General features: G+C 42.4%; 18 protein-coding genes. 3 read left to right on the forward strand and 15 right to left on the reverse strand.

Going from position 1 to position 22,051, the window contains the following annotated elements; translation table 11 throughout:
* Window positions 1-125 precede the first annotated feature (125 nt).
* On the reverse strand, window positions 126-1,430 hold the full coding sequence (gene eno, locus HMPREF2918_RS07350) for a surface-displayed alpha-enolase (protein WP_049475342.1): 1,305 nt from the start codon (window positions 1,428-1,430) through the stop codon (window positions 126-128).
* 211 nt (window positions 1,431-1,641) lie between these two features.
* Here eno and HMPREF2918_RS07355 point away from each other — a divergent pair, with 211 nt between their 5' ends.
* The gene (locus HMPREF2918_RS07355) at window positions 1,642-2,094 is read left to right on the forward strand and encodes a DUF1694 domain-containing protein (RefSeq protein ID WP_070595049.1); all 453 of its coding nucleotides are present in this window, start codon (window positions 1,642-1,644) and stop codon (window positions 2,092-2,094) included.
* Between the two features lie 42 nt (window positions 2,095-2,136).
* Here HMPREF2918_RS07355 and HMPREF2918_RS07360 read toward each other — a convergent pair whose 3' ends face one another.
* The 9 genes from HMPREF2918_RS07360 to HMPREF2918_RS07400 all read right to left on the reverse strand — a co-directional run bounded on the left by HMPREF2918_RS07360 (window position 2,137) and on the right by HMPREF2918_RS07400 (window position 13,791).
* Window positions 2,137-3,252 carry a glycerate kinase gene (locus tag HMPREF2918_RS07360; protein ID WP_070595050.1) on the reverse strand — a complete coding sequence of 372 codons (1,116 nt, stop codon included), beginning with the start codon at window positions 3,250-3,252 and terminating at the stop codon, window positions 2,137-2,139.
* A gap of 14 nt (window positions 3,253-3,266) precedes the next feature.
* Window positions 3,267-3,905: a phosphoserine phosphatase SerB gene (serB, locus tag HMPREF2918_RS07365; RefSeq protein WP_070595051.1), complete on the reverse strand. Its 639-nt coding sequence runs from the start codon at window positions 3,903-3,905 to the stop codon at window positions 3,267-3,269.
* 111 nt (window positions 3,906-4,016) lie between these two features.
* Window positions 4,017-5,741: a septation ring formation regulator EzrA gene (gene ezrA, locus HMPREF2918_RS07370; protein ID WP_070595052.1), complete on the reverse strand. Its 1,725-nt coding sequence runs from the start codon at window positions 5,739-5,741 to the stop codon at window positions 4,017-4,019.
* 86 nt (window positions 5,742-5,827) lie between these two features.
* Window positions 5,828-7,777 (reverse strand): DNA topoisomerase (ATP-hydrolyzing) subunit B, encoded by a 1,950-nt coding sequence (gene gyrB, locus HMPREF2918_RS07375; protein ID WP_070595053.1) that lies wholly within the window; start codon window positions 7,775-7,777, stop codon window positions 5,828-5,830.
* Window positions 7,778-7,789: 12 nt separating this feature from the next.
* Window positions 7,790-8,353, reverse strand: a complete 564-nt coding sequence (locus HMPREF2918_RS07380; protein WP_070595054.1) for an HAD-IA family hydrolase — start codon at window positions 8,351-8,353, stop codon at window positions 7,790-7,792.
* A gap of 165 nt (window positions 8,354-8,518) precedes the next feature.
* Window positions 8,519-9,070 carry a DJ-1 family glyoxalase III gene (locus HMPREF2918_RS07385; RefSeq protein WP_070595055.1) on the reverse strand — a complete coding sequence of 184 codons (552 nt, stop codon included), beginning with the start codon at window positions 9,068-9,070 and terminating at the stop codon, window positions 8,519-8,521.
* Window positions 9,071-9,089: 19 nt separating this feature from the next.
* Window positions 9,090-10,319 carry an FtsW/RodA/SpoVE family cell cycle protein gene (locus tag HMPREF2918_RS07390; RefSeq protein ID WP_070595056.1) on the reverse strand — a complete coding sequence of 410 codons (1,230 nt, stop codon included), beginning with the start codon at window positions 10,317-10,319 and terminating at the stop codon, window positions 9,090-9,092.
* Window positions 10,320-10,352: 33 nt separating this feature from the next.
* A complete protein-coding gene (locus HMPREF2918_RS07395) occupies window positions 10,353-11,333 on the reverse strand; it encodes a YeiH family protein (RefSeq protein ID WP_061590999.1) in 981 nt (326 codons plus the stop codon).
* A gap of 4 nt (window positions 11,334-11,337) precedes the next feature.
* Window positions 11,338-13,791 (reverse strand): bifunctional DnaQ family exonuclease/ATP-dependent helicase, encoded by a 2,454-nt coding sequence (locus HMPREF2918_RS07400; protein ID WP_070595101.1) that lies wholly within the window; start codon window positions 13,789-13,791, stop codon window positions 11,338-11,340.
* A gap of 118 nt (window positions 13,792-13,909) precedes the next feature.
* Between HMPREF2918_RS07400 and HMPREF2918_RS07405 the strand changes: the two genes are divergently transcribed.
* Window positions 13,910-14,551, forward strand: coding sequence for an MBL fold metallo-hydrolase (locus HMPREF2918_RS07405; protein WP_070595057.1), 642 nt, complete (start codon window positions 13,910-13,912; stop codon window positions 14,549-14,551).
* A gap of 70 nt (window positions 14,552-14,621) precedes the next feature.
* Here the strand turns inward: HMPREF2918_RS07405 and ftsX are convergent, their stop codons facing one another.
* The 3 genes from ftsX to prfB all read right to left on the reverse strand — a co-directional run bounded on the left by ftsX (window position 14,622) and on the right by prfB (window position 17,373).
* Window positions 14,622-15,548 carry a permease-like cell division protein FtsX gene (gene ftsX, locus HMPREF2918_RS07410; RefSeq protein ID WP_042759907.1) on the reverse strand — a complete coding sequence of 309 codons (927 nt, stop codon included), beginning with the start codon at window positions 15,546-15,548 and terminating at the stop codon, window positions 14,622-14,624.
* Window positions 15,541-16,233 (reverse strand): cell division ATP-binding protein FtsE, encoded by a 693-nt coding sequence (gene ftsE, locus HMPREF2918_RS07415; RefSeq protein WP_003008021.1) that lies wholly within the window; start codon window positions 16,231-16,233, stop codon window positions 15,541-15,543. The genes ftsX and ftsE overlap by 8 nt, the downstream gene beginning before the upstream one ends.
* 44 nt (window positions 16,234-16,277) lie before the next feature.
* Window positions 16,278-17,373 (reverse strand): peptide chain release factor 2 gene (gene prfB, locus HMPREF2918_RS07420; RefSeq protein WP_100209015.1). Its coding sequence is split into 2 segments (ribosomal slippage): window positions 16,278-17,300 and window positions 17,302-17,373, totalling 1,095 coding nucleotides; the frame shifts between segments, so codons are not numbered across the junction.
* 175 nt (window positions 17,374-17,548) lie between these two features.
* Here prfB and HMPREF2918_RS07425 point away from each other — a divergent pair.
* Window positions 17,549-18,406, forward strand: a complete 858-nt coding sequence (locus HMPREF2918_RS07425; RefSeq protein WP_070595058.1) for a metallophosphoesterase — start codon at window positions 17,549-17,551, stop codon at window positions 18,404-18,406.
* Between the two features lie 29 nt (window positions 18,407-18,435).
* Here the strand turns inward: HMPREF2918_RS07425 and HMPREF2918_RS07430 are convergent, their stop codons facing one another.
* Together HMPREF2918_RS07430 and HMPREF2918_RS07435 are read right to left on the reverse strand one after the other, a co-directional pair.
* Window positions 18,436-19,104, reverse strand: coding sequence for an MIP/aquaporin family protein (locus HMPREF2918_RS07430; RefSeq protein ID WP_045759670.1), 669 nt, complete (start codon window positions 19,102-19,104; stop codon window positions 18,436-18,438).
* A gap of 121 nt (window positions 19,105-19,225) precedes the next feature.
* Window positions 19,226-21,910, reverse strand: a complete 2,685-nt coding sequence (locus HMPREF2918_RS07435) for a cation-translocating P-type ATPase (RefSeq protein ID WP_070595059.1) — start codon at window positions 21,908-21,910, stop codon at window positions 19,226-19,228.
* Window positions 21,911-22,051 lie beyond the last annotated feature (141 nt).

Raw genomic sequence — 22,051 nt, forward strand, 5'->3', positions numbered from 1 at the left:
CTTGCTCGACAATCCAAAAATAATTGAGAGGCCAGGACTTTTGTCCCAGCCTCATTTTTGTTTACCCCAATCGCAAAAAAAATCCTTGAGAAAACTCAAGGATCTTTTTAGTCTAGTAAACTAGATTATTTCTTAAGGTTGTAGAATGATTTCAATCCACGGTATTCAGCTACTTCACCAAGTTGATCTTCGATACGAAGCAATTGGTTGTATTTAGCGATACGGTCTGTACGTGAAAGTGAACCAGTCTTGATTTGTCCTGCGTTTGTTGCAACTGCGATGTCAGCGATTGTTGAATCTTCAGTTTCACCTGAACGGTGTGATACAACGGCAGTGTAACCAGCTTCTTTCGCCATTTCGATAGCATCGAATGTTTCAGTAAGAGTACCAATTTGGTTAACTTTGATAAGGATAGAGTTAGCACATTTTTCTTCGATACCACGTGAAAGGTAGTCAGTGTTTGTTACGAAGAAGTCGTCACCAACCAATTGAACTTTACCACCAAGACGTTCAGTAAGAGCTTTCCAACCGTCCCAGTCGTTTTCATCCATACCATCTTCGATAGTGATGATTGGGTATTTGTTTACCAATTCTTCAAGGTAGTCGATTTGTTCAGCAGCAGTGCGGACAGCAGCTCCTTCACCTTCGAATTTAGTGTAATCGTAAACTTTGCGTTCTTTATCGTAGAATTCTGATGATGCACAGTCAAATCCGATAAATACGTCTTTACCTGGAACATAACCAGCAGCTTCGATAGCAGCGATGATAGTTTCTACACCATCTTCAGTTCCGTCGAAACGAGGAGCAAATCCACCTTCGTCACCAACGGCTGTTTCAAGACCACGACCTTTAAGGATTTTCTTAAGTGCGTGGAAGATTTCAGCACCCCAACGAAGAGCTTCTTTGAATGTAGGTGCACCAGCAGGTACGATCATGAATTCTTGGAAAGCGATTGGAGCATCTGAGTGAGATCCACCATTGATGATGTTCATCATTGGAGTTGGAAGAACTTTAGTGTTGAATCCACCAAGGTAGCTGTAAAGTGGGATTTCAAGGTAGTCAGCAGCAGCACGAGCTACAGCGATAGACACACCAAGGATTGCGTTTGCTCCCAATTTACCTTTGTTAGGAGTACCGTCAAGAGCGATCATAGCACGGTCGATAGCTTGTTGATCACGTACATCATAGCCGATGATTGCTTCAGCAATAATGTTGTTTACGTTGTCAACAGCTTTTTGAGTACCAAGACCACCGTAACGAGATTTGTCACCGTCACGAAGTTCAACTGCTTCGTGTTCACCAGTAGAAGCTCCTGATGGAACCATACCACGTCCGAAAGCACCTGATTCAGTATATACTTCTACTTCAAGTGTTGGGTTACCGCGTGAGTCTAGGACTTCGCGAGCGTAAACATCAGTAATAATTGACATTTCTTACTCTCCTTATTGAGTTATATTTTTTACTCCTCTATCATATCGTAATTAGGCTATTTTTTCAAGAAAAAACAAGGAAATCTACGAAAATTGAGAAGTTTTTAACAAGAAAACGGTTCCACTATCTTATTTTCTGCCATTTCCCCTCCTTATTTAATTTTTTAGCATTCTTCTATTCTTCTACTGCGCTTTATGCTATACTAAGCTTATGACAGATATTAATAAAACAATTTTAGAAAAAGCTGCTGGTCCTACTCGATTCAATCCGGATGAGCAGCGTCGATTTTTGGAGACTTATGAGGAGCGGGTGATTGCTTCATGCACCTTGGAGGAGGCAAGGGACAAGATGTACCTGGAGCAGTATTCGACAATCCTCACTGATATTTCAGATCGCTTTCATCCTGTTTTGGTCAAGATCTCCCCAACTTTAGATGAAGGCAGCCAGCTACAATATTTGAAAAAAACCAAGGATCTTGGACTTGTGGCAAGCATCGTTTCGGATGACTGTCGTCATTCTCCCTTTGGTCTCATCATCCATACTGACCACCCATCTGGAATTTCACCAACAGACATGAATCTCCAGTATCCAAATTTATTTGAAAAGAAAGAAGAGACTGCCAGTCCAGAAAAGAAATCATTTTGGAAACGTCTCTTTAGCTAAAGAAAAACCAATGGAAGGCAACATCTCCTTTCCATTGGTTTTTTAGTTTGCTTTTATTTTTAAAAGGTTCCCAATATTTCGAGCACAGGAAATCAGATTCCTTTCAGCATGAGCGAGTGCATCTGCTACCTCACAAGGACCAGGTACGATAGAGAAGGCAGCTTCAATGTGATGACTAGGAAAAGCAGGCAAATCCTCCTCTAAGCTACCACAAATAGCTATCACTGGGATCTTCTCTGGTGTTCGTTTGGCCACCCCGACAGGTGCCTTCCCAGAAAGGGATTGGAGGTCCATCCTACCTTCCCCAACGACGACCAGATCAGCTTTTTGTACTTTGTGATCAAAGTCAATCAAATCGAGGCTTTTTTCTATTCCTGATGAAATCTGACCTCCCGCAAAAGCAACCAAGCCAGCAGCCATGCCACCTCCAGCTCCGGCGCCAGCCATAGACAAAATTCGTGCATCAGCTAGCTGGTAAAAATCCTTCATGGCCTGATCAACAGCTGGAAACAGAAGGGGATTTAATCCCTTTTGCCCACCAAAGATATAGGTCGCTCCTTGACTGCCACAGAGAGGATTGGTTACATCCGTTAAGACTTGGAGCTCGATGTCTTCTAAAACTTTTGGAACCGCACTGGTATCTATTCTAGCCACACGACCGAGCGAAGCCCCGACAGGACGAAGCAGATGGCCTTGATCATCATAGAAGGCTACCCCTAATCCGGCTGCCATCCCAATCCCACCATCATTTGTTGCAGAACCGCCAATTCCCACACAGATCGTTTTAACCCCTTGGTCAACCAATTGCAAAATAAGTTCACCAATTCCTCGTGTTTCCAGTTCAAGAGGATTTCGTTTTTCAGCTGGAATGGAGCCTAAACCGACAAGTGAGGCCATTTCAAAAAAAGCCATCTCATCTTTTTGGTAGTAAGACATTGAAACAGGCTGTCCAAATGGTCCGGTTACTTGAGTTTGGTACTCCGTTACATCCAGAACTCCAGCTAGAGTTTCCATGGTGCCTTCGCCACCATCCCCAATTGGAAGGAGGTCAAAAGTTGCATCTGGTAGAGCCTCTTGAAATCCTTTTTTCAAGGCTTCTGCTACTTGTTTGGCAGATAAGGATTCTTTAAATGAATCCGGGGCTAGTAGGATATGCATGCTGTTTCCTTTCTTTACTGGTCTAGAATTTCAAGAACAAGGCTTAAATCCCTCTTCTCGATACAATATGGGGCTAGCTCAGCGACGATTGGCTTTGCCATAAAGGCAATTCCGATACCGGCTGTTTCAATCATCGGAAGATCATTGGCACCATCACCCATCGCAATCGTCTGACTTTGTGGGACATGATTTTCTTTCGCCCAGGTCAGGAGAGACTCTTTTTTCCTTTCAGGAGTTATAATTTCACCAAGGACTTTCCCTGTTAAATGGCCATCAGAAACTTGCAAACGGTTGGCTCGGACAAGATCAATTCCTAAAGACCTCGCGATGGGGTCAATGACTTCATGAAATCCCCCGGAAACAAGGCCAACCTTGTAACCTCTTTGATGCAGTTCCGTGATTAAGCTTTCAGCACCCGGCGTAACTTCCATCTGCTCCATAATTTTCGGAAAGATAGAGGTCTTTAATCCCTTCAATAAAGCAACACGCGCCTGTAAAGATGCTTTAAAATCCAACTCTCCATTCATTGCTTGTGCCGTAATCTCTGCTACTTTTTGTCCCACGCCAGCTTCTTGAGCTAGTAAATCAATTCCTTCTTGTTGGATCAAAGTTCCATCTACATCCATAACGAGAAGACCTGTTACTTCTTTCATCGCTTTCCTTTCTTATTTCTCCCTTACTATACAAAAATAGGGTTTAAATTTCAAGTTTCAATGATGATTTGAAGATAAAAAAATGACCTCCTGAAAGGTCATTTTCTGTTATTAGAAGCGAATTTGCTCCCGGGTTTTTTCATAGGAAGTAACAAAGCGATCAGTTACACCAGCTTCTACCATTTCCAAAGCATCTGAGATGACTTTGAAGGAAGCCGCATAGTCATATTCTCTTTCGAAAATATAAAGGGACTCATCAAAGGCTGCCTGTACATGATCATCAAATGAACGGTAACGGTTCGAGTATTGCAACAATTGTTCTGTCAATGTCGCATTTTGAACAATTCGATACGCCGCTTCTTCCAATTCATTCATATCATTGGTCAAGATTTCCAACAAACGATTGGTTGATTCGATGTTGATTTTATCCCCTTCCAACTCATCCATCAAAGCTTCTGTATTGTTACTTGCAGTGAAGAAAATTTCTAAGAATTCTTGAGGAATTCCTGGCAAGTTCCGTTTGTCCATATAGCGTTTAATGGCATGCAAACGGTTGGCATAGATGTTAACTTTTTGGCGAGCATTGGCATCGTCTTTTTCAACTTTTGAAAGGGAATCACTCAAGCCGATTTGCTCATCTTCGATTTCTTTCAAGCGAGCCTCAATAGCTTCTAACTCTTCTTCTACGATAGAATAAGCTTTTTGTGTTTCAGATGAATCTTTCAAGGCATCTTCTACCACATTTTCTTGTGAAGATAGCTCAGCTTCCAACTCTTTTAACTGTTGGCTGAAAGCTTCATTCAAGACGAATGTTTTACCAAGGCGTTCCACTTCTGCTGCAAGGTTGCTATTGTTATCTTTTGCGTGTTTCAAATAGCCAGGCAGTTGTTTCACTAACTTCTTCACAACTTTTTGTGATTCAATTTCACGAGTAAAGATGTGATACAATGCATCGATTTCTTCTTGAATTTGTTCATTTTCGTAAATGGCATTGTCCAATTCAAGGGCGGATACATTTGCCATATTGTTCTTCAAGGAAGCATGCAACTGTTGGAAACGAGATTCAATATCTGTTTCAGTGAAGTGGTAGCCAGATTCCAAAAGCTTGCGGTAGCCACTTTCCAAATCCTCTAATTGGTCTGGAAGTTTTGACTGAAGAGCGGTGACAATTTCTGGCACTCGCTCAACAATTTGTTTTAAGGCCACAATATGGTTCTCAGCTGTATCAAGGATTTCAGCTGCTTCAACAGGGTCACCTGAAGAATTCAAGGTGACAAATTGTGAAAACTCAGATTGAATATTTCCAATTTGTTTTTCAATTTCAAGAAGCGCACTGCCATAACGATCTGGGTCTGAAGTGACTTCTTTTTGAAGTTCCTCAAACATATCCAAGGCATGAACCACGCGTCCGCTATTCTTTTGTTCCTGCTCTTCCAGATCAGAAAGGGCTTTGCGAATCGCCTTGATATCTTCGTCGATCAATTGGATCTGACTTTCGATATTGTCAATGGCTTGTTTAGCCTTCATGAAACGGAAAGAATTATTATAGCCTTCCGCTTCAAACAGATTGTTTTCAATATCAGCAAATGAATTTAAGGATAAATCTACCCATTTTTGATTCCATTCACGAAATGCAATTTGACTTTGACCAATCAAATGCATGTTTTTTACGGCCTCTACTTCATCGTTGACCGGAAGGTTGTATAACTTTTCTTTTCGTTCTTCCAGTGCTGCCAGTAAGGCTTCATTTCGTTTTCTCAAAATGACTGCAACCACATATCCTACAATCAAGATAAGGGCGACAATAAAGATGAGAACAATTAGTCCACTAGACATATAAAAACTCCTTCATCGTATTACTTGAACGTAATCCTAGTAATTATACCATAAAATATCCATTAATGGGAAGCGTTCGGTGAATTTTATACATCGAGTGTACTATATTCAGCGTTTTCTTCGATAAATTTACGACGTGGTTCCACGCGGTCCCCCATCAACATATCAAAGATCTTATCTGCTTCCGCAGCATCGTCTACTGATACTCGTGCCATCAAGCGGTGTTCTGGATTCATGGTTGTTTCCCATAATTGGTGATCATCCATTTCTCCAAGACCTTTATAGCGTTGGATGGTTGGTTTTGAGCGACCTTCTGAATAACGTTCCAAAGCTGCAGCTAATTCGGCTTCTTGGTTGGCACCAGGTTGGATATATTCTTTGATTTCACTACCGACTTTGACCCCATAGATTGGTGGTTGCGCAATATAAACATATCCCGCTTCCAAGACTGGTTTCATATAGCGATAAATCAAGGTCAATAAAAGGGTTCGGATATGAGCGCCATCGACATCGGCATCGGTCATGATGACTAATTTTTGATAACGCGCTTTTGTAACATCAAATTCTGCACCAAATCCAGTTCCCATAGCAGTAAATAAACTACGGATCTCTTCATTGGCTAGAATTTTGTCCATACTTGCTTTTTCAACGTTCAAGATCTTACCACGGATTGGTAAAATCGCTTGGAATTCCCGATTTCGACCAGATTTTGCAGATCCTCCGGCTGAATCCCCTTCAACAATAAAGAGTTCTGTTTCTTGTGGATTATTTGAAGAACAATCTGCCAATTTACCAGGTAGGTTGGAAATCTCAAGCCCTGATTTCTTACGGGTCACCTCACGCGCTCGCTTAGCAGCTACGCGAGCTTTCGCTGCTAAAATCCCTTTTTCGACGATTTTCTTAGCAATTTGCGGATTTTCCAAAAGGAAATCAGAAAAGGCATCACTAAAGAGTCGATTGGTAATCTTAACAACTTCTGAATTTCCAAGTTTGGTCTTGGTTTGTCCTTCAAACTGCGGATTTGGATGTTTAACCGAGATCACTGCTGTTAAGCCTTCTCGAACATCTTCCCCAGTTAGATTGTCTTCGTTTTCTTTTAAGAGTTTATTTTTTTTAGCGTAATCATTGATCACACGAGTGAGAGCTGTACGGAAGCCCTGTTCATGTGTCCCACCTTCATGGGTATGAATGTTATTCGCAAAACTCATGACCGTCTCATGGTAGCCTGTGGTATATTGCATAGCTACTTCAACTGTAATATCATCCATTTCACCATCTGTGTAGATTGGTTTTTCAAAGATGACATCTTTGTTTTCATTGATGTATTCGACGTAACTAGAGATCCCACCTTCGTAGTGGTAATGCTTTTCTTGCTCTAAGCCTTCTCGCTTATCCGTCAAAGAAATACGCAAGCCACGATTCAAAAAGGCTAGTTCTTGAATTCGTTTATTTAATTTTTCAAAATCATACTCGGTGGTTTCCGTGAAGATTTCTGGGTCTGGAATAAAGTGAACAGTTGTCCCCGTCCGATCTGTCTCTCCGATGACTTTCAAATCATCCACAACGTGTCCACGTCGATACTCTTGGTAATGGATACTACCATTTTTATAGACGCGAACATCGAGGGATGTGGAGAGGGCATTGACAACGGATGACCCTACCCCGTGAAGACCACCAGATACCTTGTAGCCGCCTCCGCCAAATTTTCCTCCCGCGTGAAGCACTGTAAAGACAGTTTCGACGGCAGGTCGACCTGTCTTTTCTTGGATATCCACTGGGATCCCACGACCATCATCGACAACCGTGATCGAATTATCTGCTTCAATGAAAACTTCAATATGGCTAGCAAAACCAGCTAAGGCCTCGTCAATCGAGTTATCTACGATTTCCCAGACCAGATGATGAAGACCTTCTTTTGAGGTAGAACCAATATACATCCCCGGACGCATCCGAACGGCTTCTAGTCCTTCCAAGACCTGAATCTGACTGGCATCATATTCTTGCGCTTGAATTTCTTGCTGTTTATCCTCTGTCATAATTTCCCTTTTCTATTCAAATATAAACTGGTGTATGTGGGGCATGGTATCAAATAAATAGGTTGAAAGCCCTGCAGCCTTCCCAGCTTCAATATCGATCGGACGATCTCCGATGACCAGACCGTCTTGAATGCCATATTTTTCCTTCAAATAAAGCATAGAGGCTGGGTCTGGTTTTCGTGGAAAGCCCTCGTCTGCTGTTACAATCTCCGTAAAGTAGGGTGCAATGCCTGTCTGTTCAATAAGGGTCAAAACTTGGCGATCCCGATGAGATACCAAAAAATGGCGTCCTCCATGTGCTTGGATCTCTTCTAGTAACTCTTTTGCTCCCTCAAATAAGACCGGCTCTTGCAAGCCCAAGGCTTCTTTTTTCTTGTATTCCGTACGAAAATTGGAAATATGAGGGGCAAAGGTTTGAATTGCATCCTGTGTTGAGATTTTTAATGCTGCATAAACAGAATCATGATCGGCTTGGATGTGAAAGTCCTTCAATGTCGCTACAAAGGCATTTGTGGACGTTTCGTAATTATCCAATAGCGTCCCACCAAGATCCCATATAAAATCATGATAATTCATAGTCAATATTATACCACAAATGGACAAAAAAAATAAGCTAAAACCCTCATTTAGGGGGGATTTTAGCCATTTTTTACGGTCATTTCATTTTAAATCATAGAGAAGTCATTTTCCGTCATAGAATGGGATTTTTCACCAGAAAAAATGGTGTCCAAAAGAGCTTTGTTAAGCATCTGCAAAGACATCTTGATAGAGCATTCCTTGACGAAGGCTTTGGGCATCTCCTCCAAATTGCTCTACCAAGGCGTAGGCTAAGGCAAGTGCAGTTGAAGGACCACGACTGGTCAAGAGATTACCGTCTTTCACCACTGTTTCTTTCTGATAGTACCCATCTTGAATCTCTTCTTCAAAACCATCGTAACAGGTATAGTGTTTATCTTTTAAGAGGCCGGCACGTGCCAAGACAATTGGTGCTGCACAAATCGCAGAAATGATTTTTCCTTTCCTACTTTCTTCTTGGAGAGCTGCAATCAATTCCGGATTATCCCGCAAATTCGCAGCTCCTGGCATCCCACCTGGTAAGAAGATTCCATCATAATCTGACAGGTCCCCATTCCAGAGGCGATCGACTTCCACTGTGATCTGGTGAGAACCTGTGACCGTTTCTTCCATGCCAATAAGGTCACAGTCGATCCCAGCCCGTCTCAAAACATCGACAATGGTCAAGGCTTCAATTTCTTCAAAACCGTTTGCTAAAATCGTTGCTACTTTTTTCATTTTCATTCCTTCTTTCTATCTATTGCGCCTTTTTAAGGACTACTTTTTTACGGATTAGAGGCACTTCTTCTGGCTCTTTCTTTTTGCTACTATGATTATATATTGAGAGGACCAGACCAATACCAATCAGATTACTTATAATAGAGGACCCACCTTGTGAGATAAAGGGGAGGGGAATCCCCGTCAAGGGGAGAAGACCCGTTACTGCTCCAACATTTTCAAAAATATGAAAGACCAGCATCATAATAAATCCAATGGAAATATAGGTATAAAATTGGTTATTGGACTGGAGGGTAATTTTTAAAATGCGGTAAATCAGGGTCACATATAAAATCAACAGCACCAGAGCTCCAACAAAACCAAAGTCCTCTGCTACGACCGTAAAAATCATATCACTCTCCCGTACGGGAACCAATAAATTGGAGACATTAAAGCCTTGCCCAAAGAGACCACCACTTGCAATGGCTAGCTGTCCCTGCGCCTGCTGGTAGGTGGTGGTTTGTGCATAGTCAAAAGGATTTAACCAGGCTAAAATACGGTTCATCTGATAGGTTGGCATCCCTACTTGCTGGTGCAGAAAAGCCCGACCCCCTTCTGATAGAAAGAGGAAGAGAAAGCCTGCTAACCCACCTGCTAGAAGCAAGATGACCGGCAAGATAATTTTCCAGGAAACTCCTGAAACGAGCACTAAGCCCGCAAAGATGGCCAAGAATACTAAGGCCGTTCCCAAGTCCTGCTGGAGAGCCAATAAGGCAAATACCGGAATCGTATAGATGGTCAACTCTAGAATCAAAAACCAATCTTGTCGTAATAATCGCTCACGCCCCTTATTTCTTTGCAAAAATCGGACAATAGAGCGTGACAGCATCAGGATGAAGGGGATCTTCATAAATTCTGAAGGCTGAAATAAGGTGATATTTCCATAAGCCACCCAGTTTTTAGCTCCAGTCGAAGCTACCAAGTTGGGATTATAAAAAACAAGGGGAAGAACCATCAAGGCCAGGCCAAGCAGGTAAAGAAAGGGAGTGATTTTCCAAAGAAATTTCGTGCTAAAAATCGTCACAATCAGGCAAATGACACATCCCACACCAATCCAGGCCAATTGCTGCCCTAAAAAAGGCCACACCATTTGGGGATAGTCATGAGAAACTGCTACATAAACAGATAAAATCCCAATCATGAGAAGGGCGAAGACAATCCCAATGATCGAATAATCCAGGTGAATCGTCAAAAAATGATGTTTCTTCATTCACGTTCCTTTCTGTGAGAATCATCAAATCAATTAATAGAACAACATTTGTAGAATCAAGCTAGATCCTGCTACACAAAACCAAGCAATCAACCCTACTAGAAGGGGGGCTGCTCCTGCTGCACGGAACTGTTTCCAAGAAACCTTGCTTCCGATTCCGACCAAGGCCATGGCCATAAAGAGATGAGAAAGGTCCTTTAGGTAAGGAAGAACCACTTTAGGTACCAAGCCGATAGATGAAAGAATAGAAGCCACAATAAACCAAATGATGAACCAAGGAATAATTTTCTTTAACATTCCTTTGTTTCTTCCTTGTTGCTTGCTCCGATACCATTTTAAACCGATCAAGCCCAAACAAACTGGTACAATCATCAGGGCGCGTGTCAACTTAACAATGGTCGCCATTTCACCCGCCGCCTTACTATAAGAAAACGCTGCTGCTACAACTGATGACGTATCGTTAATAGCTGTTCCTGACCAGAGGCCAAATTGAAAATTAGACATATGCCATACATGCCCTAATACTGGAAAGATAAAGACAGCCAGAATGTTGAAGAAGAAGATAGTTGACATAGATAAGGCAATTTCCTCTTCGTCTGCTTCAATGATCGGAGCAGCTGCTGCGATAGCTGATCCACCACAAATAGCCGTTCCAAATCCAATTAAGGTCCGTAGGTGAGATTTCAGATGGAAGACTTTCCCAAAGATCATCGCTGCAAGAAAGGCAACTGTTATCGTTGGCAGACTAATCTTCAAAGAAGACAAGCCTGTAGAGGCAACCGTCGCAATCGGCAAGCTAAATCCCATGAAGATAATCGAATACTGCAATAATTTCTTACCGGACCAGTTCAGTCCTGGTCGTGAATTCTCCGGCAAATCTACTAATTCATTGAGGACAATTCCTAAAATCAAAGCAAAGACACTGGAGCCAATGATGGGAAAGAAAGTTCCCAAAAACATGGCGCAAAGAGCCAGTACAAATGCAATTGCAAGTCCAAATCCTTTATTTTTCATTCTCTCAATTCCTTTCAAAAAAGGCAGCTGCTTGCTCAACAAGCCGCTCTCTCACTGTCGTGTGAAGGGGCAACACTTGCTGCAAACCATCTAAAATTTGTTTTCCATATCGTTTGGTCACCACCCGCTGGTCCAATAAGAGGACCAACGATTCCTGGTCTTGAAAACGGCTGGTTCTCCCAATAGCCTGTTTGAGCCTTAAAATTGCGACTGGAAGGCTATAGTCATAAAAGGGATTTTTCCCCTGTTCTCTGAGTTGGGTATTCAGCTTTTGAACCATATAATCTTTAGGGTTGTCAAAAGGAAGGCGCGTGATGATTTGAATCACTTCTTTTTGTTGGGAAAAATCGACTCCCTCCCAGAAGCTTCCTGTTCCCAATAAAATAGAGCTTTCTCCTCGGTCAAATCGTCGCTTAATATTAGCTGCATCGCCATTTCGATACTGGGCCAAATGAGGAAACTTAAAGGCATTTGACGTCTCCAGTAACAATTCTTTTGAGGTAAACAAAAGAAAAATTGGTTTTCTTAGAGGAAGGAGTTCATCGATGAGCTGACAAATCTCTCCTGCATACTCCACGGAAGATAAAGAAACGACATCTGGAAAATCTATCGGCACCAACAATTCCTGGTGTTGTTTGACTGTTATTGGCACCCGGTAGATTTGCTGCTCTTGGTATCCCAAAAGGGCAGGTAAATGCACCTTTTTACTGATCGCGATCGTCGCTGATACAAAGAGCACGGGCACTTCTTCAGGCACAAACTCCTTAAAGGATAGCAAGTCCTCAACTCCTCCATGGAGACGAAGAATCTGGTGGCTTTCGACCACTTCCTTGTCCATCCAAAAAATCTGGTATCGCTCATCAAACAATTCCCTTAGATTCTCTAAAGATTCGTTTTTTAATTCCGATACATCCTGTCGAATTTTTGCCACTGTTTGATCTGATAAGATCGCTGTTTTTCCTTGTACAACTTCCTTAGAGCAGGCATTTAGTTCAAATTGAATACTCTCCAGCAACCGTCGCTGCAGAAGATCTTTTTCCTCTTCGATGGCATGTTGCAAGCTTAGAAGAAGAGATTGCAAGGTTTCTTCTCTCTGTGAAAACTGCTCTAAAGCAAAGAAGAGTTTTTGCGCTTCATCCACTACCAGAACAGATTCTTGAAGTAGACTCTTATCATACTCTAGACGAGTTAACAGATAGGCATGATTGGTCAGAATTACCCGGCTGGTTTTCACTTTTTCCTGGCCGAGGCGCCAAAAATCTTCCTGATAAAAAAGTGAACGCTTCGACAATTGACCATCGTGGCAAATGTCAGCTACAAAATGAAGATGACGATAGAGTTGGCCAATTTCACTGAACTCTCCCGTTTCTGTCATCGTCAGCCAAACCAAGAGTTGCATTTTAAAGCGTCGAATCATCCCGTTATCTGACTCACTCTGTAAGGCCTCATAAAATTTATCGAGTTGGATGTAATCCTTGGGACTTTTCAGGCTATGAAAGGGAATTTGGAAAAGATCTTGGATGGTCTTTCCTTCCTTCTTCATAATTTGATCCTGAAGAATTTTAGTGGGAACACTGACAAGAATGCGCTTAGAGGTTTTCGCCAAAAGCGTTAATAGATAGGCATAGGTCTTCCCGATACCCGTTGGCGCTTCAATAAAACTTGGAAGTGGCTGTTGCAAACTATCTTCGATATAGGCAACAAATTCTCTTTGTTCCGGATAAGCCTCCATTCCCAACAGCTGCATATTGAGTTCAAACTGTTCAGACAAATGACGACTTTCTAAAAACTGCTGTGGCTTGCGCAGATAGAGACCATGAACTTCTACTAAATGAGCTGGTAAAAAAAGGCTACTGTCTTCAAGCGCATCTTCTATTAAGAGTCGTGATTCATAAATCAAACAATCTGCCATCGAAAGAAGTTTTTCGATCAATCCTCTCGGTAAGCTCGCAATTTTCTCTCTCAATTTCAACAGTAGCTGGGCTGTTGCCATAGCATCCGCTAAAGCGGAGTGAGCATGGTGCAACTCAATTTCCAGTTCAGCTGCAAGCGCTCCTAAATTGTAGCGTTCTAAAGTCGGATAGAAAATTTGAGACAATTCAACCGTATCAATCCGAGGAGTCGTTAGCTCAAATCCTTCCCAAAAGAGGGCTTCTGCTAATAAATTCGCATCAAATTTGACATTATGGGCCACAAAGACGGCATCTTCTATTAATTCAAAAATTTCTTTTGCCACTTGTGCAAACTCTGGTGCTTTTTTCAAGCGAGCATCTGTCAGGCCAGTCAATTGTTTGATATGCTCATCCAATCGTTCATGGGGATTCACATCCGTCTCATAGGATTGCATAATCCTCCCATCTTCGATGATGACAATCCCAACCTGAATGATCTTAGCATTGCTTCCAGCACTGGTCGCTTCCAGATCCACAATGGCATATTTCCGTTTCTGTCTTGTCATAATACTTAAAATTATATCACGTTTGAGCAAGCTCTGCAGATTTTTTTCTCCTTTCAGGCTGACTTCAATCCTGTTATTTTCCTTACAATTTGATACACTATTCTAGAAAGGAGTCCTTATGAAAATCTATCGTACTGTTAATCCTATAGCTTATGAAAACACCTACTACCTTGAAAATGATCACTCCCTCATTCTTGTCGATCCAGGGAGCGACTGGGCGACTATTCAAAAACAAATAGATCGCATCGGAAAACCAATCGTAGCAATTCTTTTAACCCATACGCATTATGATCACATTATGAGTCTTGAAAAGGTTCGTCAGACCTATCATTTCCCACCTGTTTATGTCCATTCAGCAGAAGCCAGTTGGTTGTCTTCTCCTGTCGATAATTTATCTGGTTTGGATCGTCATGCGGATTTAGAAGATGTTGTATGCAAGGAGGCCGACTTCCTTTATGACATTCGCTCCGATTACCAAATAGCTGGTTTCCACTTTTATGTTCTGGAGACACCAGGCCACTCTGCCGGAGGGGTTTCCATCGTCTTTCCTCAGGATCACCTGGTTCTATCTGGTGATGCCCTTTTTCGCGAAACCATTGGACGGACCGATCTTCCAACAGGGAACGCAACACAGTTACTTAGCAGTATTAGAGAAGAACTCTTTACCCTTCCATCTTCCTATACCGTCTATCCTGGCCATGGCCCTGAAACTTCTATCGGTCACGAGAAGATGTTCAATCCCTTCTTTAGACAATCTTAAAGAATCATGTATCCTCCTTCCTGTCCTAATAAAAGGATACAAAAAAAGCAAGTGCGAACTTGCTTTTTTATTATATCTTAAGAAAACGTCTCATGGAGATTGAAGAACCAATCGCCCCAATCAAAATTCCTAATCCAAAGAGGCCACCGACCATGATCGGTACCAAGAGATGAGGGCTATAGAGATACAAGTTTTGGTCTGCCAAGTTATTGTTCATAGATGTATAGACAACATTATAAACATAAAAGACCAAAGCTGAAGGAACCAAGGCTCCCAAGAGACCGATCCAAGCACCTTCTAAAAGGAATGGTGCACGAATATAACCATTTTTTGCTCCTACCAGTCGCATAATCTTAATCTCACGACTACGTGAAATGATGGTAATCCGAATGGTATTTGAAATCAAGAAGACTGCGATGAAGATCAATAAAGCTACACCAATCAAGCCCCAGTTTCGGATAAAGGTTCCAAGAGCGAACAAACGTTGGGTATCGACCCCACCATCTTTAACCTCAGAAACTCCTTCAATTTTTTTGGCATCAGCAGAAACTTGCTTTACATATTTAGGAGCCGTTGTCTCTACATAATAAGCATCATAGAGAGGATTGGCATCTCCATCAAAAATCTTCCAGTTGTTTCCAGCCGTTTTGATCAGTTTATCATACTGTTCTTCCTTGCTAGAAAAATCAACCTTGTCAACATGCTTCATGGCTGTCAGAGCATCGTAGACCTTATGGTAGTTTTCATTGGTCACGGTTTGACCGTCTTTTTCAATCTGCTCGCTCTGATCTTGAATATCCTTGCGCATGTATACTACAACCCGCACACTGTTTTGAATATCATCTGAAAGCTTAATGGTATTGGCAATAACTGAGGCGAAAATAGCAACCAAGCTAAGGGTAATCATAACCGAGCTGACCGCTGCAATCGTCATCCAACCATTTCGTTTCAAGCTTTTAAGCGATTCGATTAAGTGTCGGAAAAATCTTCTAATCATCGTATCCGTACTCTCCTTCCGCTTCATCACGCACTACACGACCATTTTCAATCGCGATGACACGGTGACGTAAAGTATTTACAATTTGGCTATTGTGGGTCGCCATCAATACTGTGGTCCCTTGCAGATTAATCCGCTCCAAAAGATTCATAATTTCCCATGAATTATCTGGGTCCAAGTTCCCCGTTGGCTCATCCGCAATCAAGACTTTCGGATTGTTGACGATCGCGCGAGCAATCGCAATCCGTTGTTGCTCCCCACCGGACAATTCATTCGGGAATGAGCGGACCTTGTGTTTCAATCCGACAAGATCCAAAACTTCCATCACACGCTTTTTAATATTGCGACGGCGCTCACCGATAACTTGCATTGCGTAGGCAATATTTTCATAAACGGTTTTCTTTGGAAGCAATTTATAATCTTGGAAGACCACTCCCACATTGCGTCGCAACATAGGAATATCGCGTTTTTTGATTTTATCCAAATCAAAATCAGCTACTTTCAAACTTCCTTTATCGTGTTTGACTTCACGGTATAAAAGTCGAATAAAGGTCGACTTCCCTGCACCAGAAGGTCCTACGATGTAGGCAAATTCTCCTGGTTCAATTTGGACAGAGACCCCGCGAAGGGCCGTCGTCCCGTTGTCATACTTTTTGACAACATCTTTCATTTCAATCATTGACATGTAATGAAATTCCTTTCATTCTTTTCTGGTTGATTCCCTCGAGGTTATTGGAGACGCCATTTAAGGTAGGCATCGATAAAGCCATCGATATCTCCATCCATCACCTTGTCTACCTGCGCTACTTCGTAGTTGGTCCGGTGATCCTTAACCATGGTGTAAGGGGTAAAAACATAGGAGCGGATTTGACTTCCCCAGGTGATTTCTTTTTTATCCCCTTTTAGAGAATCCACTTCTGCTGCTTTTTTCTCTTGCTCTAATTGGTAGAGTTTAGCCTGCAACATCTTCATCGCACGATCACGGTTCCCGTATTGGGTTCGATCCACGGTGGATGCCACTACAATCCCTGTCGGAATGTGGGTCAAGCGCACCCCTGTAGAGACCTTGTTGACGTTTTGTCCACCAGCTCCACCAGAGCGGAAGGTGTCCATCTTGATATCATCATCACGAACTTCGACTTCGATAGTATCGTCTAATTCGGGCATGACCTCAACAGACGTAAAGGAGGTATGACGACGTTTAGCGGAATCAAATGGAGAGATCCGAACCAAACGGTGAACCCCCATTTCAGATTTCAGAAGACCGTATGCATGTGGCCCTTCAAAGGATAGAGTTACAGACTTGATTCCAGCCTCATCTCCAGCCTGATAGTCCAAGACTTCAACCTTGAAGCCATGAGCATTCCCAAAACGAGTATACATCCGAAGAAGCATGTCGCCCCAGTCCTGAGCTTCTGTTCCTCCTGAACCTGGGTGGATTTCTAGGATGGCATTATTATTGTCATAGGGTTCAGACAATAGCAAGGTCATCTCATAGCTGGTCATACGTTTATCCAGCTCCTCCAACTTCTCGATCAATTCTTCCTTGACCGAATCGTCTTCTGCCAAAAAGTCCAGTAAGATTTCTGACTCATCAAAGAGATCCACCATTTGATGGAAATTTTCATAAGTCTGCTTGAGTTCATTTAATTCTTGAGATGTTTTTTGCGCAGCAATGTTATCATCCCAAAAATCAGGTTCTGTCATTTTATTTTCTAAAATGGCAATTTCTTCTTCCAACGCCTCTAAGTCAAAGAGACCCCCTGAAAGAAGCTAATTTTTCACGATTTGCGTCAATTTTTTGACGAATTTCTGAAATGTCCATAAGTACCTCTTTCTATGTATCTAGTCTATTATATCATAACCTTCACTATTTTCCCACCTTCCAATATTGGATCTACTGGTTGACCACTGCCAAGCCAGCTGATTTTCAGCATTTTTTCTATTCATTTGTAACCTAATTGTTAGAAAAAAAGATCCTCTTATGCTAGACTGGTAGCATGACAACAGTAGCTTTTATGTCCGATTTACATATTGATTCAAACAACTTCGGCAAAGAAGAATTAGAGACCCTGATCACTCTTTTCAAGGACAAAAAAATTCAACATCTCCATATTGCAGGAGATATTGCCAACGGCTTTGAAAAGACGTCACAGGAATTTTTAGACCAACTCCGATGTCACCTTCCAGTGACCTTTAGCCTAGGAAATCATGATATGCTGGGCCTATCAGAAGAAGCCATAAGACCTTTTGAATTTCAAAAGATTCCCTTCTCCAATCATACGCTTCTTGCTTTTTCGGGCTGGTATGACTACAGCTTTGTTCCTACCGTCTCTCCCCAAAAACATCTCCAAACCAAGAATCTATTTTGGTTTGACAGACGCCTCCAACGAATGGGATCCGATCCAGCCATTACCCAACGTCTGTTGCAAGAGCTGGAACAAGAGCTCATGCGTATAGATCAACCCCTGATCATCGCCATGCACTTTGTGCCTCATAGTCATTTTCTTATGCGCCACCCTTATTTTGAACGCTTTAATGCTTTTCTAGGGAGCCAAGCCTTTCATGAACTGTTTAGACAATATCCTGTCAAAGAGGTGATTTTTGGTCATAGCCACCATCGAATGCCAGCAACAACCATTGACAACATCACCTATCATGCTAGACCTTTAGGCTATGTCCGAGAATGGGAGCTCTGCAAACAATTTTTCGAAGCTTTTCCTGAATATGATTTTTCAAAACGATACGATCCCTACAAACGCTATCGCAGAATCAAAGACCTCCCCGAATTTAAAGCATACAAGAAAAAACAGCTCGCTCATGAATTTTCTCAAGCCATGACGATCCTTGAACTATAAAAAAATTGGTTCCTTCGGAACCAATTTTTTTACTCTTCTGTATCCAAGAGATTTTTTGCAACGATTGCAGCCAGAACACCACCGACAATTGGAGCCAAGATAAAGATCCAAATTTGTTGAAGGGCTGCACCACCAACAAAGAGGGCAGGTGCCAAGCTACGAGCTGGGTTAACAGAAAGTCCTGTAATGTTCAAACCAACAAGAATAATCAAAGTCAAGCTCAAACCGATCACAAGACCAGCGATCTTGCCATTACCTTTGGTAGCTGATGTCACTGTCATGATGACTAAGATAAAGATAAAGGACGCAATCACTTCAAACAAGAATCCGCCAAATGGAGTCACACCCTTCGCTAGGGCATTTTCACCAAGACTAGCTGTTGACATACCTGAATTTGACAAGAGGAAGAGTACTGTTGCAGATGCGAGAACCGCCCCCACTACTTGAGCTGCAATATAATTAACCAAGTCCTTTGAAGACAAGCGTTTGTTCACAAACATGGCAATCGAAACAGCCGGGTTCAAGTGGGCACCCGAAACAGTCCCAATTGAGTAAGCTGCTGCAACAATGGATAAACCGAATGCCAAGGCAATTCCTAAATGTCCCAGACCTTCTGTTCCATTTCCAAAAACAACTGCGCCAGTCCCGATAAAGACAAGCATAAATGTGCCGATTACTTCAGCAAAAAACTTTTTCATAACTAAGTTTCCTTTCTTCAAACTGTTGACTAGTTTATCAAAAATCCACACGTACCTCAAGAAATATGCCCAGTCTATTTTGCCCGCAAAAAAAGCCATCCGAAGATGACTTTTTTTATGCTTAAATGGCATTTTTATCTTTTCCAAGTGCACGTTGAACGGCTTTGACAATCTCAACGAGAACAACAATCAAGAGCGAACCAATCATAACAGCTAACCATTGTGTCAAGCTTAAATGAGACACATGGAAGAGTTTGTTAAATCCAGGGACAATGATGGTCGCCATCAAGAGAACAAAGGCAACTGGAATCGACCAGTTAAAGGTCTTGTTCTTGAAGAGTCCCACTTTAAAGATGGATTGGTAAACCGATTTAACGTTAAAGGCATGGAGCAATTGGATCAAACCAAGAGTTGCAAAAGCCATAGTCAAAGCATCTGCATGGATTTCGGCACGAGTCGCATGTTCTGGATAGAGTATGGCCCAGCCATAAACACCAAGAACCAGCATGGTTTGGAAGACACCTTGATAAAGAATAGCTCCGAAGACTCCGCCATCAAAGAAGTTGGATTTACGTCCACGAGGTTTGTGGGTCATGACACCTGGCTCAGCTGGTTCCACACCAAGAGCGATGGCTGGAAGAGTATCGGTAACCAGGTTAATCCAGAGAAGATGTACTGGTTGAAGAACATCCCATCCAAAGAGGGTTGCAAAGAAGATGGTGAAGACTTCAGCCATATTGGCAGACAAGAGGTATTGGATAGATTTTTGGATATTTGAGAAGACCTTACGTCCTTCTTCTACCGCTACGATAATGGTTGCAAAGTTATCATCTGCAAGGACCATGTCTGAAGCTCCCTTAGAAACTTCTGTACCAGTGATCCCCATACCGATACCGATATCAGCTGTCTTAAGTGATGGCGCATCGTTAACTCCGTCACCTGTCATGGCAACAACTTTACCTTCTTTTTGCCATGCTTTTACGATCCGAACCTTGTGTTCAGGTGATACACGAGCATAAACAGAGTATTGTTTGAAGACCTTTTGGAATTCTTCATCAGAGAGTTCATTCAACTCAGCTCCTGTAAAGACGTGATCTTCTGTGTCATTTGGATCGATGATACCGAGACGTTTGGCAATGGCTTCAGCTGTATCTTGGTGGTCACCCGTGATCATGATTGGACGGATACCTGCTTCCTTAGCGACACGAACAGCTTCTGCTGCTTCTGGACGCTCAGGGTCAATCATGCCGACCAAACCAGAGAAGATCAGGTCAGACTCAACAATTTCAGATTCCAAGGTAGGGATTTCGTTGCTTGTCTTATAAGCCATCATCAAGACACGAAGGGCTTGTTTAGCCAAGTCTTTGTTGGTAGCAAGGATAGCTTTCTTATCTTCATCTGTGATAGGACGAACTTCCCCATTGACTTCAATACGTGTCACACGTTTGAGCAATTGGTCAGGAGCCCCCTTGACAGCGATAAAGTAAGAACCGTCTGCTTCCTTATGGATAGTAGACATAAGCTTACGGTCAGAGTCAAATGGCAATTCTGCCACACGTGGCTCATCCTTCAAAATTTCGCGAACATCAAAATTGTGGTCCAAACCAAACTGTACAAGGGCTGTCTCAGTTGGGTCCCCAATCAATTTACCAGATGGGTCCACCTTGGTATCATTAGCAAAGTTCATGATGCGAAGGGTATTGTTGCTAGCAGCAATCTCAGCTGCTGAGCTTTGCAATTGACCGTTTGTATATACTTTTTCAACTGTCATTTGGTTCATGGTCAAAGTACCTGTTTTATCAGATGCGATGATTTCTGTTGAACCAAGTGTTTCCACGGCTGGCAATTTACGAACGATTGAATTGCGTTTAGCAAGGGTTGTCGTTCCCAAAGAGAGAACGATGGTCACAATAGCAGGAAGTCCTTCTGGAATGGCCGCAACCGCAAGGGCAACTGCCACCATCAAGCCTTCCAATGGATGTTCCCCACGGACGAAGACACCAACCAAGAAAGTGATAATCGCAATCACAACGATTAAGTAAGTCAAGGCTTTAGAGAGTTGTTCCAAGCTTTGCTTCAATGGTGTTTCTGTCTCATCGGCATTGGCCAACATATCCGCAATCTTACCAACTTCAGTATACATACCGGTGTTAGTCACGACCCCAATCCCACGACCATATGTTACGTTTGAGTTTTGGTAACCCATATTGACGCGGTCTCCGATACCTGCATCTGCTTCGACAAGTCCAGTCACATCTTTTTCAACTGGGACAGATTCCCCTGTAAGAGCTGCTTCTTCGATTTTGAGGGAAGCTGCTTCAAACAAGCGCATATCAGCAGGCACAACGTCCCCTGCTTCTAGCAAGACGATGTCCCCAGGAACTAATTCTTTTGAATCAATCTCAATAACGTGGCCATCCCGACGAACACGAGCCATCGGGCTAGACATATTTTTCAACGCTTCAATGGCTGCTTCAGCTTGACCTTCTTGGTAAACACCAAAGGCAGCATTCAAGACAACTACGGCCAAGATGATCATGGCATCCGTTAAACCGTCCATCCCTTCTGTAAGCACAGAAAGTGCCGCTGCCACAAGCAAGATAATAATCATCAAATCCTTAAATTGATCAAGGAATTTAGCTAGTAGGCTACGTTTTTCGCCCTCTTCCAACTCATTTCGACCATAAGTCGCTAGGCGTTCTTGAGCTTGAGCAGTTGACAAACCTTCGATAGATGAGTCCAAATTCTTTAGGACTTCTTCTGCAGTTTGCGTGTAAAACAAGTCTTTATTTTGTTCTTTTGACAAAATAGTCTCCTCCTTTTTGGCCTCTTTTTACAAAAAAAGAGACCTGTTTTTTAAAAAAACAAGTCTCGCTGTTTAATATAGTGCCGGAAATAATTCGGAATGACGACACTATCGCGGGAAAACCGCCAGCTACTCCCTTGA

This window comes from Streptococcus sp. HMSC065C01, from assembly GCF_001813525.1.
Lineage (GTDB): Bacteria > Bacillota > Bacilli > Lactobacillales > Streptococcaceae > Streptococcus > Streptococcus parasanguinis_V.

Excerpts from the sequence above, each read along its gene's own strand:
- eno (WP_049475342.1), bottom strand. The coding sequence starts at position 1,430 with ATGTCAATTATTACTGATGTTTACGCTCGCGAAGTCCTAGACTCACGC.
- HMPREF2918_RS07355 (WP_070595049.1), top strand. The coding sequence starts at position 1,642 with ATGACAGATATTAATAAAACAATTTTAGAAAAAGCTGCTGGTCCTACT.
- HMPREF2918_RS07360 (WP_070595050.1), bottom strand. The coding sequence starts at position 3,252 with ATGCATATCCTACTAGCCCCGGATTCATTTAAAGAATCCTTATCTGCC.
- serB (WP_070595051.1), bottom strand. The coding sequence starts at position 3,905 with ATGAAAGAAGTAACAGGTCTTCTCGTTATGGATGTAGATGGAACTTTG.
- ezrA (WP_070595052.1), bottom strand. The coding sequence starts at position 5,741 with ATGTCTAGTGGACTAATTGTTCTCATCTTTATTGTCGCCCTTATCTTG.
- gyrB (WP_070595053.1), bottom strand. The coding sequence starts at position 7,777 with ATGACAGAGGATAAACAGCAAGAAATTCAAGCGCAAGAATATGATGCC.
- HMPREF2918_RS07380 (WP_070595054.1), bottom strand. The coding sequence starts at position 8,353 with ATGAATTATCATGATTTTATATGGGATCTTGGTGGGACGCTATTGGAT.
- HMPREF2918_RS07385 (WP_070595055.1), bottom strand. The coding sequence starts at position 9,070 with ATGAAAAAAGTAGCAACGATTTTAGCAAACGGTTTTGAAGAAATTGAA.
- HMPREF2918_RS07390 (WP_070595056.1), bottom strand. The coding sequence starts at position 10,319 with ATGAAGAAACATCATTTTTTGACGATTCACCTGGATTATTCGATCATT.
- HMPREF2918_RS07395 (WP_061590999.1), bottom strand. The coding sequence starts at position 11,333 with ATGAAAAATAAAGGATTTGGACTTGCAATTGCATTTGTACTGGCTCTT.
- HMPREF2918_RS07400 (WP_070595101.1), bottom strand. The coding sequence starts at position 13,791 with ATGACAAGACAGAAACGGAAATATGCCATTGTGGATCTGGAAGCGACC.
- HMPREF2918_RS07405 (WP_070595057.1), top strand. The coding sequence starts at position 13,910 with ATGAAAATCTATCGTACTGTTAATCCTATAGCTTATGAAAACACCTAC.
- ftsX (WP_042759907.1), bottom strand. The coding sequence starts at position 15,548 with ATGATTAGAAGATTTTTCCGACACTTAATCGAATCGCTTAAAAGCTTG.
- ftsE (WP_003008021.1), bottom strand. The coding sequence starts at position 16,233 with ATGTCAATGATTGAAATGAAAGATGTTGTCAAAAAGTATGACAACGGG.
- HMPREF2918_RS07425 (WP_070595058.1), top strand. The coding sequence starts at position 17,549 with ATGACAACAGTAGCTTTTATGTCCGATTTACATATTGATTCAAACAAC.
- HMPREF2918_RS07430 (WP_045759670.1), bottom strand. The coding sequence starts at position 19,104 with ATGAAAAAGTTTTTTGCTGAAGTAATCGGCACATTTATGCTTGTCTTT.